The 14,212-nt window shown below is 45.2% G+C and carries 12 protein-coding genes and 1 tRNA gene; 6 read left to right on the top strand and 7 right to left on the bottom strand.

Annotated elements, in window-relative coordinates; genetic code table 11:
- The 4 genes from F0364_RS16815 to F0364_RS16800 all read right to left on the bottom strand — a co-directional run.
- Positions 1 to 2,739: beta strand repeat-containing protein (locus F0364_RS16815; RefSeq protein ID WP_153798964.1), on the bottom strand; the 2,739-nt coding region annotated here is incomplete at its 3' end.
- A 1,174-nt stretch (positions 2,740 to 3,913) separates the two neighbouring features.
- Positions 3,914 to 5,425 (bottom strand): FAD-binding protein, encoded by a 1,512-nt coding sequence (locus F0364_RS16810; protein ID WP_153798963.1) that lies wholly within the window; start codon positions 5,423 to 5,425, stop codon positions 3,914 to 3,916.
- Between the two features lie 11 nt (positions 5,426 to 5,436).
- Positions 5,437 to 5,790, bottom strand: coding sequence for a Bor/Iss family lipoprotein (locus F0364_RS16805; protein WP_207632729.1), 354 nt, complete (start codon positions 5,788 to 5,790; stop codon positions 5,437 to 5,439).
- Between the two features lie 444 nt (positions 5,791 to 6,234).
- Positions 6,235 to 6,723, bottom strand: a complete 489-nt coding sequence (locus tag F0364_RS16800; RefSeq protein ID WP_153798962.1) for a CinA family protein — start codon at positions 6,721 to 6,723, stop codon at positions 6,235 to 6,237.
- 142 nt (positions 6,724 to 6,865) lie between these two features.
- Between F0364_RS16800 and F0364_RS16795 the strand changes: the two genes are divergently transcribed.
- Together F0364_RS16795 and F0364_RS16790 are read left to right on the top strand one after the other, a co-directional pair.
- A complete protein-coding gene (locus tag F0364_RS16795) occupies positions 6,866 to 7,816 on the top strand; it encodes a YihY/virulence factor BrkB family protein (RefSeq protein WP_153798969.1) in 951 nt (316 codons plus the stop codon).
- A gap of 47 nt (positions 7,817 to 7,863) precedes the next feature.
- Entirely contained in the window at positions 7,864 to 8,325 is a 462-nt protein-coding gene (locus F0364_RS16790) for a low affinity iron permease family protein (RefSeq protein WP_153798961.1), read from the top strand.
- A 278-nt stretch (positions 8,326 to 8,603) separates the two neighbouring features.
- On the opposite strand, the gene F0364_RS16785 is transcribed toward F0364_RS16790, so the two are convergent.
- The gene (locus tag F0364_RS16785) at positions 8,604 to 9,077 is read right to left on the bottom strand and encodes a ribonuclease H-like YkuK family protein (protein WP_153798960.1); all 474 of its coding nucleotides are present in this window, start codon (positions 9,075 to 9,077) and stop codon (positions 8,604 to 8,606) included.
- A gap of 415 nt (positions 9,078 to 9,492) precedes the next feature.
- Positions 9,493 to 10,710, bottom strand: a complete 1,218-nt coding sequence (locus tag F0364_RS16780; RefSeq protein WP_153798959.1) for a T9SS type B sorting domain-containing protein — start codon at positions 10,708 to 10,710, stop codon at positions 9,493 to 9,495.
- A gap of 306 nt (positions 10,711 to 11,016) precedes the next feature.
- Here F0364_RS16780 and F0364_RS16775 point away from each other — a divergent pair, with 306 nt between their 5' ends.
- Both F0364_RS16775 and F0364_RS16770 read left to right on the top strand, forming a co-directional pair.
- Complete coding sequence (locus F0364_RS16775; protein WP_153798958.1) at positions 11,017 to 11,613, top strand: Panacea domain-containing protein; 597 nt, start codon at positions 11,017 to 11,019, stop codon at positions 11,611 to 11,613.
- Between the two features lie 3 nt (positions 11,614 to 11,616).
- Complete coding sequence (locus F0364_RS16770) at positions 11,617 to 12,063, top strand: hypothetical protein (protein ID WP_153798957.1); 447 nt, start codon at positions 11,617 to 11,619, stop codon at positions 12,061 to 12,063.
- Positions 12,064 to 12,249: 186 nt separating this feature from the next.
- Here F0364_RS16770 and F0364_RS16765 read toward each other — a convergent pair.
- Positions 12,250 to 12,321: transfer RNA gene (locus F0364_RS16765), tRNA-Glu, on the bottom strand.
- A gap of 408 nt (positions 12,322 to 12,729) precedes the next feature.
- On the opposite strand from F0364_RS16765, the gene gap reads away from it, so the two are divergent.
- On the top strand, positions 12,730 to 13,743 hold the full coding sequence (gene gap, locus F0364_RS16760; protein WP_153798956.1) for a type I glyceraldehyde-3-phosphate dehydrogenase: 1,014 nt from the start codon (positions 12,730 to 12,732) through the stop codon (positions 13,741 to 13,743).
- 105 nt (positions 13,744 to 13,848) lie between these two features.
- Positions 13,849 to 14,199, top strand: coding sequence for a hypothetical protein (locus F0364_RS16755; RefSeq protein ID WP_153798955.1), 351 nt, complete (start codon positions 13,849 to 13,851; stop codon positions 14,197 to 14,199).
- Positions 14,200 to 14,212 lie beyond the last annotated feature (13 nt).

The raw sequence follows: 14,212 nt of genomic DNA, 5'->3' as shown, positions 1-14,212 counted from the left end.
CGGGGTAAACTCCACATCATCAATCGTTCCGATGCGCAGGGTGGCGGAAGGAATATTACGGGCTGGCAATGAGGTTGAAGAACTGTTGAGTTCGTAAGAAGCCGGGGCATCGCCCATGTCATAGCCAGGGTTTACTGTAACCCGGTAATCTTCCACCTCGCCTATGGCTGTAGTGCTATAAATACCTGTACTTGCACCATCAGCAATAGCCCGTTCATCCACACTGCCGGCTACGCTGTTATCCGCAAGGTTGGCTGCAGCCAGGCGAAGCCGCATGTAAAGGCTTACACCGGTCAGGTCGCGGGTTTGGGTGCTTGTCCACGCCAGGTTTACGGAGCCGCCATTGGTTCCCGTATTAACCGTAACGCTGGTGTATTCAGTGGCCTCAAAGATGCCATTGTTATTAAAATCAACCCAACCGTGCAACACCCGGTTAGTGCCGGAAGTATTGGTAACAGTCACCGGCAGCGTATAAGCCAAACCGGCGGTAATGGCCGGTGGCGGGGAAGTGGCTCCATCTTCTTCCGTACCGTCTCCGTTGGAACCATTGTTGTTTGAACCAGAGGCAACACTGGCCGGGGTAAATTCGGCATCATCAATCGTTCCGATGCGCAGTGTAGCGGAAGGAACATTACGGGCCGGTAATGAAACCGAGGATGCATTGCGTTCGTAGGAAGCCGGGACATCACCCATATCGTATAAAGCCGTAACTGTAACCCGGTAATCTTCAACCTCACCAATAAATGCTGTACCGTAAGTACCGCCGTTAGCGCCATCCGCAATGGCCCGTTCATCTACAGCGGTAGCGCCATTATCGGCCATGGTGGTTGATGCAGAAACCCTGATACGCATGTACAGGTTACCTGCCAGCGCATCCCTGGTTTGGGTAGCGCTCCAGGTTAGTGAAGTAGTGCCATTGGTAACGCCTGTTGTTGCCGTACCAAGTGTAGAGGCTACTTCAGCAGCTTCAAAAATGCCGTTGTTGTTAAAATCTATCCACCCGTAAACAGTACGGCTGGTACCGGAAGTATTTGTGTAGGTGATAGTTCTTGAATAAGCGCTGCCAATGGTAATGACTGCAGGAGTAGTTTGGCCGTCTTCATCGACGCCATCACCATTGGAGCCATTATTGTCAGAGCCATTAGCAACAGCCGCCGGAGCAGTTTCAAAGTCGGGCAGCGTACCCATTAAAAGGGTAGACGAAGGCCCGTTACGTGCTGGCACAGAACTACTGGCGCTATTTAAGTCAAAAGAAGCCGGGGCATCGCCAAAGTCGTACCAGCCTGTCTGCATGCCTAAATTAGCATTAGCTATATTACCGTTGGTAACGGTTACAGCCAGTTTACTGTCCACTGTTCCATCGTTGCCGGCAGTTGCGCCAACAAATTCACCCGTACTGCCGTAACCTACCGGCAGCGTAGCAACCGAAAGAGAACTGCCTACAGCGGCCGTTGTGGTAGTTAATATGATAGTGTAATTACCGGCAGGGGTATTGCTGAGCGTATATGTACCATTCGCTGCAACAGCTACACTCGACACAACAATTCCACTGGCATCTACAAGGTTGGCAAAAAGACCGCCGCCGTTTGAACCTGTTCCGTTTACAGTATTATCTGTAAGCCCGTTAGCATCGTTGTACACTGTACCGTTAACATTGTACAATCCCAGTGAAACAGAAAGCATAAAGCCGTCGCCGCTGCGGTTACCTGTGTTCCATGCAGCGCCTGTACCCACACTGCCATCTCCACGGAGATAAACCCTGAAAGTAAGGCTGCTTATGAAGGTACCGTTGGTATTTACCCGGATACTGCCACCGCTGCCGTTGTTGCCGGCAGCCTGGCTGGTATATGTACTGGTAGAAGGAGGCACGGAAGCAGGGGTAGTACTGCTGTTTAAAATACCGGTACTGGTTACATTAAGATAAGTGGTACCCGAAAGCCTTGTAAGTGTATAGCCTGCGTTAACGTCGGCAGTGCTCATCTCAAATTCAGTATAATACCCCATACCATAGTTAACTGTTCTGCCACCGCCGCCGATACCTGCCAGGTGAATGACGGGGTTTAATACAGGCCTGCTGAAGGTGATGGTCATATCGCCGTAATAGTTACGTGCATTAAGCGCAGCGCCGGCTTCCTGCTGGTAAGCGGCATCTGTACTGAGTTTAAACCCGTAATTGCTGGAAGTTGAAAAGTCTGTACCCGGAGAGCCAAATGGATTAGAAGTATATTCACTGTTTACACCACCGCCATTGGAATTCATAAGCTGAAGGAGGGCATCGGCTGCAAGTGCAGTTAAGGTAGAACCGGTATTTTGGGCGCCTACCGTGAGACCCGGGGTGGTTGCCGTTGTGTATTGCTGATTGGTAAAACTTAAGGCATAAGTAAGAGTGGGCGTATGAGCGGTGAAAGTGGCGCTGGTAGCCGTATTGCGGTAAAAAGTACTGGCGCCGGAATTAGCAGACGGCCCGTTTCCCGCAGGGCCGCTGCCGGAAAAAATTTCCAGTTGCTGTGCCTGGCCGCTTAAGGCAAATAGCATGACAAATACAGTTAAGAATATATACCTGGTATGGCAGCTACTATGGCTGTATAGAATAAGCCTGCTACCCGGCATGCTTTTACCGCAATAAGAAAGACGGGATGTACCGGCGCTGTCAAAAAAAGGCAGCGCATTTATTGACAAATTATTTTTTATAGAATGGGCCAGGCTTTTTTTAACGGTACCCGCTAAAGCTTGTTTCATAAACTATCATTTCAAAAGTTGATTACGGTTTTACGCCTTGCCGCACCAGTGCTGGCAGTAAGCACAGCTAATGCATTGCATAAGCAACAAAGGCGAATACCCGAAAAGTGTGTTGGATGCAGTAAAGGGCTACCAATACCGCGTTAAGTGTTAAGCAATCGTGAGCAAGTTTTTTTTTGCCATTATAAGCGGCAATAAAAAACAGGAGAAAAAATAAAAGATTAAAGACACCTGCCGGCAAAAACCGGTTTTCATACATAAGGGCCGACAATTTTTTCATACGGTTGTTTTTAGCGTACGTAAAATGCTATTCGGGCAAAGTGTTTATGTCACAGGCTATAGGAATACCTGCCGTTACCTATATACAGCCAACACCAACACCGCCACTGTAAGCGCATACAGCAAGTGGCGGGCGTATGCTATGGAAAGCATAACCTTCCCGGCATGGCCAAAAATGTTTTTTGGACAATGGGTTCTTTCAACTTTGATTAGGTGTTAATAAAGGCGCTGTGTTTCAGCCGGCATGTACAGTTAGTGCTGAGACCTGGTATGTTTGTTTATTCCGGGCTTGTGATACATATTCTGTAAACGGTACTTTCAGGATACATTACTGGATTAAGGAACGCTGAAACAATGCTGCCATCGTAAGACGCAGGGGCTCTCGCCCACTTCTCAAAATTCCGGCCGCCTGATAATGTAGTTCCGGAACCTTGAAGGATTACTTTCTCTTTAGTTTTAGTAATTATGAATACTCCACAATTTGTAATTATACATCCTACGCAAAGGTAGAGAGTTACTTAAACTGCGGTGATTAGATTTTTTTTAAAATTTGAAAATAGTATCCATCATTTTGTGATTTTTATTACTTTTTTATTATAGGTTGTAAAATCTTGCAACAGATGCTCCGGCGCAGTGCCAATAATGGCACCTCACAATTGCGCTTGTATGCCTGCTTAGCTGTACTGCAGTTAGCCATTGTGGCTTTTGCTGTTACTCCTGCTAACATGCGCCCTGACTGCGACAGCGAACAAACAAGTACATAGCGCTACGGGATTACAAAACGCCCTGAATTGATGCGGGATGCGGGGTGTGATTTATTGCCGCATATAGCGGTGGCGTACAAGTGAGTGACACAACCGGGCCGCCATGAAAAACAGCAGTCCGTAACCAAAAACTACAATACCTTATCAAGGCCCCATTCAACCATAACGGGGTTGGTAAAAACTTTCAGGCAGTCTTTATCAAGCAGTTGGTTGCGGGCGGCAATCCAGGTATCAAGGCTGGGGCCATGCATTTTTTGCAGGCGGTCGAAATTCAGTTCGTTTATTTTGCCCCAGTGAAAAGTAAAGGGTATGTTTTCCTCTTCCAGCCTTTTCCAGACTGCTTTATAAAAATCGTAGGTAGCATCGGAAAAAGTGGCGTCCAGTTCAATTACACAGGTAGGGTCAAAACGCGTAAAGGCCAGCATAGCCTTTGATTTTTTCACATAGCGATAAGCGAACAGGCCGGAAAAAGGGCCGGCATCTTTATTAATTTCCAGCAGTAGTTCAGTAACCCTGTTTACCACGTGCAACGGCACGCCGATGGCGGCGCTAAGCAGCTTGCCATGCAGCGTGGTATTGCTGAATGTTTCAGCCAGCGTACCAAATTGTTTAGAAAAAGGCGTTAGCGTGCCACCCAGCAACTTATTTACCAATGTGGGTACCAGGGCAGGTATGGCCTGCGTTATCTTGCCAATAAAGCAGGGTGCATCATCACCCGGGCCAATGCCTTCTGCGTTGCGTACAGGTTTGGTATAAGCATCTGTATAAGGCCGCTTATACATGCTGGTTACATAAGCACCCTTATCCATATCGTAAGGGTTAATAAATACCGCAAAGTGAAATGGCCGTTCATCCTTGTAAGGCAAGGCGGAACCTGTAAAATCAAGTGTTTCCATCAGTTTGTACAGGGTATCGTCAATTGGCATACGCTCCATACAACTTTCCAGTAAAAACAGGTCTTCCGTTTCTACCATTACGCCATGTATAATGCCAAAACAGCCAAAGCTTACCAGGGCGGCATTAAACAGGTCGTCATCCTGTATAAGTTCTGTTTGCAGGCTGTTAAGTAAAAACGGAGATACCACGGGGTAAGATTTTCGCTCCAGCCACACATGCCGGTTGGGGCCAACAATAATGTGCAGGCCCACTACAAAATCCTGCACACCGCCAACATCAAATGCAGAGCCATGCGCCCCTGTGCCAATAGCGCCGGCAATGGTTTGCCCGTTGCTGGCGCCGGATGTTTTGAGCGAAAGGTTGCGGTTGCGCAGAAATTCGCTCAGTTCCCAAATACCATTACCGCATTGTGCGAATACCAGTTTGGATGTATCGCCTGTATATTCCGGCGCCACGCTGCGGGATGATATGGTAAACACCGCGTTCAGCGGTTTGGTATCCAGCATAATGCCTTTGCCCGCTGTGGCTATTTTTGTCCACGACCAGCCTGCCCCCAGGGCCCGGAGCGTAGTATTGTTGTTAATGGCTTCTTCAATTAATTTTTGAATGCCTTTTGTGGTATCGTTGTAACTGTCCAGTGCGCCAAGTGCGGTTTCGTTACCCAGCATATACATGTCGGCAATGTCTTCCTTAAATATTTCGTGGCGGTTTTCCCAGCTTGTAAAGCCTGTTTTAAATATTTTCATGGCCGCTTGTTTTAAAGTTCATTGCCTACCGGCTGGCAAGGTTTTCCACATTTCCATTCAACTTTCATGGGGCTCCATATACCCAGTGTAACAACAGTTATAAGGGCATACCCCAAATTTGTTTTCATTTTTACTTCGGCCATGCCACGTATATTAAGCGAGTCGCAGTTGGGCGTAGTAATTTCCGTTGGCTTTTGTACAAGCCCCCAGAATAAAGAGTGTGCTGTGCGTGTGGTTACTTCTGTACCGGGCTGCGCATGGGTAACTACACGGTAGTTGTAACAGCCACCCAGCATGCAGGCTGCGCAAAGTGTAAGTAAGCTGTTGAACAACAAGCGGCGGAAAGGTTCCGTTTTTGGCGCCATAGCGAAGGATGTTTTAAATGGTGAAACGTGCAAGTTGGTGTTAATATAGAAAGCTTTTCTTATAAATGCAACTGTTTCTTAGGGTAAGTTGGGAGTGGTAAATGGCAAGTGGGAGAGACTTGCCAAAAAAGACTTCGAAGTTATACACCAACTGGTATTCACATCGTACACCTCCACATCTAACATCTTATATAAGTAGGTACTTCGTATTTCATCTTTTCACATCGTACATCCCACACCAAACATCTAACATAAGTAAGTACTTCGTACTTCTACCTTCGTACTTGGGGGTGTCCCTCGTGCCTCGGGCCGGGCTTTCCGCTCATACTCCGGCACAAGGCCCTGCTGCCATGGCCTCACCGGGGTAACCGCTTCAATCCCTCACCCGGCGGTGTAACACGCGGCATTCTTTGGCAGGCAGGCTTTGGCTGAGTATCATAAAACTCAACCGGCTATAATCAGCATAGCTGCACGCTGTATAATTTCGTTTACGTAAAGCAGGTGCAGGTTCTCAGGTGTGTTTTTGGGCGGGGTTATTTTAGCAGAGTGTTGAATGGCGCCCTTACCGGCTATGGAGAAGTAAGCAAAGATTTCGTTGTTGGATTCGGGCACCGGCGATGAATACCCTGTAACACTTAACCCCCAGTGGCTGTTGAATAAACGGCACACGTTCAGCGCCATTTCATCTGCCACGCGGGATGAAACGCAATTTACCTTCAGCGCATGCACAGGCTCTACCTGCAGGTGATGGTATTTTTGGGCAAGATTGTACACAGTAATGCCACCCTGGAAAAACAAGGAGGCTTCTTCTGTTAACGCAAAAGCGGCCTGCAGTAACCCCCCGGTAACACTTTCCGCAACGGCAATCGTTTCTTCACGTTCCTTCAGGGCCGCTCTGATAATGTTAAGGTTAGCCTTGTCAAATTCAATCATGGCTGTTATTTGATAATGGCAGTTCAAAATAAATACCAATCTTGAGTTTTGTTCCAGCGCCGGGCGGGAAAGAGCAGCCTGGCTTCATTGCAGTAAAAATGCTAAACCGGCACAATGTGTGCATCCATTAATTAAAAAAGGAATGCGCTGGAAGTTTTCATTCAAGAACGTATGGGGGTTAATTAAAGACACGTTTGCAGGCTTTGCTGATGATAAAATTACACGCCTTAGCGGGTCGCTGGCCTATTTTACCGTGTTTTCCATGGGGCCGTTACTCGTGGTCATCATATCACTGTGTGGAATTTTTTTAGAACGTGAAGCGGTAGAGGGCAGGGTGTACACAGTGCTGCAGGATTTTGTGGGCAGCGATACGGCCGCGCAACTGCAGCAAATAATAAAAAACGCCTCTGTGGCGGGCAAAGGTAAAATAGCGGCCGTTATAGGAACCATTACCTTGCTTATTGGGGCCACTACCGTTTTCGCCGAAATACAGGATTCCATTAACGACATATGGGGCCTTAAAGCAAAGCCCAAAAAGGGCTGGGTTAAGTTGCTCCAAAACAGGTTACTTTCGTTTTCCGTTATCATAGGCCTGGGTTTTTTACTGCTTGTTTCATTAACGCTTTCCGGTATAGTAGAAAGCATCAGCGGAAGCCTTCAGGAAAAATTTCCTGGTGTTACGGTGGTTTTTTTTTACGTGCTTAACCTCGTCATCACTTTTGGCATCAGCATGCTGATTTTTGCCGTAATATTTAAAGTACTGCCAGATGCCAGGATAAAGTGGCGGGATGTTTTTTCCGGCGCCCTGGTTACCGCCGTGCTTTTTTTACTGGGCAAATTTCTCATATCCCTTTACGTTTCTAAAACCAATGTAGGCAGCACGTATGGTGCGGCAGGTTCGTTAGTGGTGCTGCTGGTTTGGGTGTACTACTCGTCTATTATACTTTACCTGGGCGCCGAATTTACAAAGGCGTATTCCATTAAATATGGTTCGCAAATTCACCCCAACGAGTATGCGGTAACTACCCAACGCATTGAGGTGGAAACCGGTAAAGCTACCGTGCAACAAAAAGAGGCGGCCGTTAAGACATAAAAATGGTTCGGCATTTGCCTTGTATGGAAAGTGTAAAACATTCTTTTATGAAAAAGCGTAAAAACAAAAAACCCGGTTTTTCATTCGACAGGTTTTCGGCCTCAATCACCCGGGCCACCGGCTCTCCCGCAGCCTTTGCAACTGCTTTTATTGTTATCATAGTTTGGGCGGTAAGCGGCCCCCTGTTTAAATTTTCAGATACCTGGCAATTGGTAATTAACACCGGCACCACCATAATTACCTTCCTCATGGTGTTTATTATTCAGCAGTCTCAAAATAAAGACACCCTTGCCATGCAGCTTAAGCTTAACGAGCTGATAGCCGCCGCCAGGGAAGCCAGCAACCGCATGATTGATGTGGAAGACCTTACGGAAGCAGAGTTGGAAACGGTTAAAAAGTATTACATCAAACTTTCAAGGCTGGCGGAAAAAGAAAAGGATTTGCACACATCCCATTCTATTGATGAAGCGGAAGAAAACCACGAGGAAAAACTGAAGGCGTCTAAATAGTCAGTTATTACAAATGATACTATCGTTCATTTGCAGGGCAGGATTGTTCATATAAAATATACAGCTATTCAATATTTTCATTCTCCAATCAAATCTTTTTTTTGAAACAAGCAATCGTAAAGGCTGCCGGGCTTGAGAGAGGCCCGGCTTTTTATGTTTATGAAGCTTGTTCCTGTAATAAACAGGAAAACAAAGAACGGAAAATATAAGGGAGACAATTCCTCTCAGCAGGTTATTAACCCGCTGAAAACCGGTAACGCAATCTGGCAACCTGGCCGCTAATTCACTACTTTGTCTGCACAGCAACTGCTGGCAAAGGCCTCCGGTTTCGCTTTAAAAGCAAAACCCATACCCAGTATGTAGCCCATTGCTTCACGCAGCGCATCATTGCTTTTAAACTGCGGGTTGGTGTTAATGTCGGCATGTACCTCCATATCCACATCATACTGAATAAACAGGTTGCACAGCTCATAAGCCACTTCAATGCTCTTGGCTACTTCCACCAGCATACGTTCCTTAATGTTGTAGCGGTGCCTTGTTTTTTCGTTGTGGATGTACATAAAACCGCCATTGTGCTCCCGTAAAAAGACTATTACGGTTGCAAATTCTGTTTCATCACCCTTTACCTGGCTGTCGGTGCCAATACAAACTTTCAGGCGAACACCCTTGTCGTGCTCCCGTTTTATAGCCTCTTCCACAGCGTCTTTGATGGGTAAATGGATGGATTCGCCGTTAAACTTTCTCCAACGCATAATGTACTAAAAGGTTTTTTTTGAAGATACGTACATATTACGTATTAATAATCAATTGATGATGACGAGATTGTTAACAGGTGGGGAAAAGCGCCACAGTTGGTGGTATTCGCTAAACGCCTGCGGCACAATGTCATTAAGTTAAGCTGTCAGCCTGAGCCTGTCGAAGGCGGATTGGTGAAAAAGCGGCTTGCATAACCCGGTTTCGACAAGCTCAACCTGACATTGGTTTCCTTAACTTAATGACATTGGCCTGCGGCATTTGGGTAGAAATTTTATGGGCCCGGCAGAAGGTACTACTATCCGGCATCGTTGCGTCGCACTCTTGTACGTCCGGTTCTCTACGCTGCATTGGCACACAGTCCCCTTATAGCACATCGCCTTTTATCGCAAACCGAAAAATGCTTTCGCCTGCTTATCTCAGTAAAACAACTGTGCCTTTCAAAAACGCCTGGTGGTTGTCAATACCTTTAAATCTCAGTGTCCACAGGTAGGCGCCGCCCGGTTGGGGCTTGCCGTTAACTGTGCCGTTCCAGCCCTGCAGGTTTTCTGTTTCAAAAATTTTCTTGCCCCAGCGGTTGTAAATGCTTAGTAAACCATTTCCGTTGGCAGTTAACCCTATCGGTTTAAACAGGTCGTTCAGGCCGTCATTATTAGGTGTAAAGGCGGTTGGCATAAATATATCGCAGTAACCTTTGGAAATAGTAACGGCAGTATCAACCATACACGAATCTTTTGAAAAGATATGTACACGGTATAAGCCTTCCGGCAGGTTTTCAAAAATGCCGGTATGGTTGCTGTAAGTAGTGTTAAGCTGGTAGGTAAAATCTCCGGTTGCGCCGCCGGCCTTTACTTTTATAAAGGAAGGATGATTGCTTCCCAGGCAGATGTTTTGTTTGTCAAGTTCAGCAATGGTTAATCCTGCTACGCTGCCGTTTTCAACCGTGCTGGCTGCATCGTGATAGCTACCCGGCAATATACACGTTGTGCCCAGGCTTAGCTTTTTATCCATATCCAGTTCAATAATTTCTGTTTCTGTTCCATTGGAAATAAGTGCGAACAACCTGTTGCTGTTGCAGCTTGCAGGCGTGCTGGTAAGTCCGTAAATGCCAGCCCGGTCAATGGTAAAATATATTTCGCTGGCCGCCGGGTTGGCAATATTTATTCTTACAATAGCGTCCGGGCTGGCGGCAAGGTAAAGTTCCCCTTTGTAGAAAGTCATATCGCCGGCGGCAGGATAGGGCAGCAGGCTTTTGACAATGGTTTTTTTGTAGGGATTAATAATCAAAAACTGGTTGGCAATAGCGCCATACAGCATGCCGTTTCTGTCAACGGTAAGTGAGTTAAGCGGCTGCAGGTCCATCACTTTCTCACAACTGCCCGGCTGAGAAATAAAGCTTCGGTACAGGCCTTTGTGCGTTGATAAAAAGTAAAGCGTGTCGCCGGAAAGCGCAATGCAAAAAATATCGTCAGCACAGTTAATTCCCATATTCCTCACTTCGCAACCGGAAGAAGTTATCGTTACCCTGTTAATGCTGGTTGAAGTGCTGGCATAAAATTGCTGGGCAGATAGCGTGGTTAAGCCTGTAGAGATAAAACTTAGTAGAACGCAGATGGTTGTTCTATATCTCATAGTGCAACTTTAGGCATTTATCCATTACCATACGTTATATAATGCCTGAAGGTTCTTTTTGTTCGGAGAAACTGGGGGTTCTTACTCGTCCGAAAAGATAGTTGGCTAAACTTAGGGAGACAAAGAAGCAGCTCCTGGCAGAAAGTTCGATATGTCAAGATTTTCTAAAAAGCCAGATGATAATCATCTGTAAAATGTTGAAAGAAATGGTGAGTTTGTCCAGGGCGTACGACTACTGATTAGCTAAAAAATGTAGTATTTTATAATAATTTCAATAAATTTGCAGCCATTTATTAAATTTAGAATATGATACCCGGAGAAGTTTATACCAAAAATCAAATTGACAAACTGGGTAATACGCTTATATTTTTGTGTGAAAGAATGGGTGCGCCTCTTACTAAAACCCATCTCCTCAAACTCATATTCATAATCGAAGAAATCTCAATAAAAAAATATGGCATTCCTTTTTTCGACCTAAGATTTGATGTTTGGAAACTAGGACCTGTTTCGAAAGACTTATTTGTTGAGCTTTCGGGCGAACCCAATTTGCTCTCGGATTATGTAACCAGGGAAATTTCTAATGATAAAGTAATGATAGTGGCAAAGGCCAGATTTTCTGATGACGAATTTAATGATTTGGAAATTTCTCTTCTTGAAGAAATTGTAGAAAGGTTTAAATACTGCACAGCAAAGGAGTTAATAAATGTCACTCATAGAAAAGATTCTCCCTGGTATAAAACTGCTCAAAAAAATGGAGTTCTTGATTTATTGGAAAGTGGCGTAATGACAACTACAGATATTCCAATAGACCTTTCTGAGACTATTATTGAAGATCTGGAAAAAATGGCATTGTATAAAGGCCACAAAGAGTTTCTTAATCAATCAAGAAATTTAAAATTCTAATTATTGTATACGCCAGGAAAGTTAATCTATTTTGACCCCTTTTATTTTAAAGACGGAAGTGAAAGTAAACCCAAGTATTTTTTGGTTTTGAAAGTTATCAATGGAAATGTAGTTTTGGCCAGCCTTCCGTCAAGCAAAATTCATTTGCCGCAAGCCCAAGAAATTATTCATGGTTGCTTAGAAATGCCAGATTCCGGCATCAACTGCTATATTTTTAAAGCCAATACCCCAGTTACTAAATGCGGATGGTCTTTTAAAATTGACACATTGTTATACGGAAATTGGTTGGATGATTTCAATATTGAACTTTTAAGTCAGAACTATTCCATTGAGGGGGTAGATTATGAAATCATAGGGGAATTAGCGGATGATCAGTTCAGGCAACTCATTAACTGCTTCTCAACATCAAGAGTCGTAAAAAGAAAATATAAGCGATGGCTCCTTTCCTAAGGATAAAGATTGTGTGCTTGTTTGTTTGAGTATATTTATCGGCTTCACCAATTTTCACCATACCTGTGCACCATCTAAATCAGTCAAATTTTCAATAAGAAATACTTTAATGATAAATGCATCAAATAAAAAATCCCAAACACTTTTCAGTATTTGGGACTATTCAACCTGTACCTTTTCCTTTTGTAGAGCGTACGGGAATCGAACCCGTGATTCCTCCGTGAAAGGGAGGTGTCTTAACCCCTTGACCAACGCTCCGTTTGTTTTTGGGAGTGCAAAAATAGGGGCCAATCGTATTTCGGCAAAATATTTTTAAAAAAATATACAATGCCAGCTATGTAATGTTTTGCGGGCATATTTACACTTTTACCAAACGACAGACTGGTAACCTGCAACTGGTAACCGGTACCGGGCTGTCGGGTGAGGGATTGAAGCGGAAAGCCCACAGCCACGAGGTACGAGTGGCGAGGACTTGTAGCGAAAAGCCCGACCCCTTGCGATAGCTTGGGGGCACCCCCTTAAAAATTACTGCTTTAAAAAACGCAAAGTATCAGCCTGCCGGCATAAGAAACCTCTATGCATCATAGAAAAAAATATCCTTTGTTTTACCTGCAATACTTGTAAATTCGCCGTGCTTTTTAAAAAATCTAAAACCTCGGTAACAATATGAGCACAGTAAAAGTAGCCATCAACGGTTTCGGTCGTATCGGCCGTTTGGTGTATCGCCAGATATTTAACCTGGAAGGAATTGATGTGGTTGCGATAAACGATTTAACAAGCCCCAAAGTATTGGCTCACCTGCTGAAATACGACAGCGCACAGGGCCGTTTTGATAAGGATGTAAAAGCAACTGAAAACTCCATTATAGTTGAAGGGAATGAAATTAAAATTTATGCGCAGAAAAACCCTGCCGAAATTCCCTGGGGTACGCATGATGTGGATGTGGTACTGGAATGTACCGGTTTCTTTACAGACAAGGCAAAAGCCGAAGCACACATTACTGCCGGCGCTAAAAAAGTGGTTATTTCCGCCCCCGCAACCGGCGACCTGAAAACCATCGTTTTCAACGTTAACCACGACATACTGGACGGTTCTGAAACCATCATCAGTTGCGCATCCTGCACCACCAACTGTCTTGCACCGGTGGCCAAAGTACTGGATGAAAAATTCGGTATTGTTAACGGTTTAATGACAACCATTCACGCTTATACCAACGACCAGAATACACAGGACGCCCCACACCCTAAAGGCGACCTGAGAAGGGCCCGTGCCGCTGCACAAAACATTGTGCCTAACAGCACCGGCGCAGCCAAAGCCATTGGCCTGGTACTGCCTAACCTTAAAGGTAAACTGGATGGCTCCGCACAGCGTGTACCTACCTTAACAGGTTCTTTAACCGAAGTAACCGCTGTGTTAGGCAAAAAAGTTACGGTTGACGAACTGAATGCAGCGATGAAAGAAGCGTCTAACGAAAGCTTTGGTTATACTGAAGATGAAATAGTTAGCAGCGATATCATCGGCATTACCTACGGTTCATTGTTCGACGCTACACAAACACGTGTACAAACCGTTGGCGATGTGCAACTTGCCCGTGTGGTTAGCTGGTACGATAACGAAATGAGCTATGTAAGCCAGTTGGTCCGCACTGTTAAATTCTTTGCAGAACTGATAAGCAAATAATCTTTGCGGCTGCTTGCATTAGTAATTCCCTTAAGTATTTATACTAAACATATACAGCCGCTGTTAAAGGCGGCTGTTTTCTTTCAACCTCAAAACCATTAAAAAATGAAAATTAAAAACGTTGACGGACTGACTGCCGATGAGCTTAGCCGCGAAATAAGCAATGGCGGCAAATTTGTATTTTACTACTACACAGTGTCTGTGATCTTCATGACCTTTAGGCGGCCCACAGATATTTACTTTGTAAAGGCTGGCGAAAAAGCCGCTGTAAAAGGTTTGCCTTTTACCATTGTTTCGCTGTTGCTGGGCTGGTGGGGTATTCCCTGGGGGCCTATCTACACCATACAAAGCCTGGTTAAAAACCTGGGTGGCGGCAAAGATGTTACGGAAACTGTAATGGCATCGCTGGCAGTAAAATCGCCACTGGATGAAACGGAGCTGGCCCTGGCCAACTAACATCAACACTTAT

Source organism: Foetidibacter luteolus, assembly GCF_009650435.1.
GTDB lineage: Bacteria > Bacteroidota > Bacteroidia > Chitinophagales > Chitinophagaceae > Foetidibacter > Foetidibacter luteolus.
Note: the sequence above shows the minus strand (reverse complement) of the source record. Positions and strands in the feature narration are given on the sequence as shown.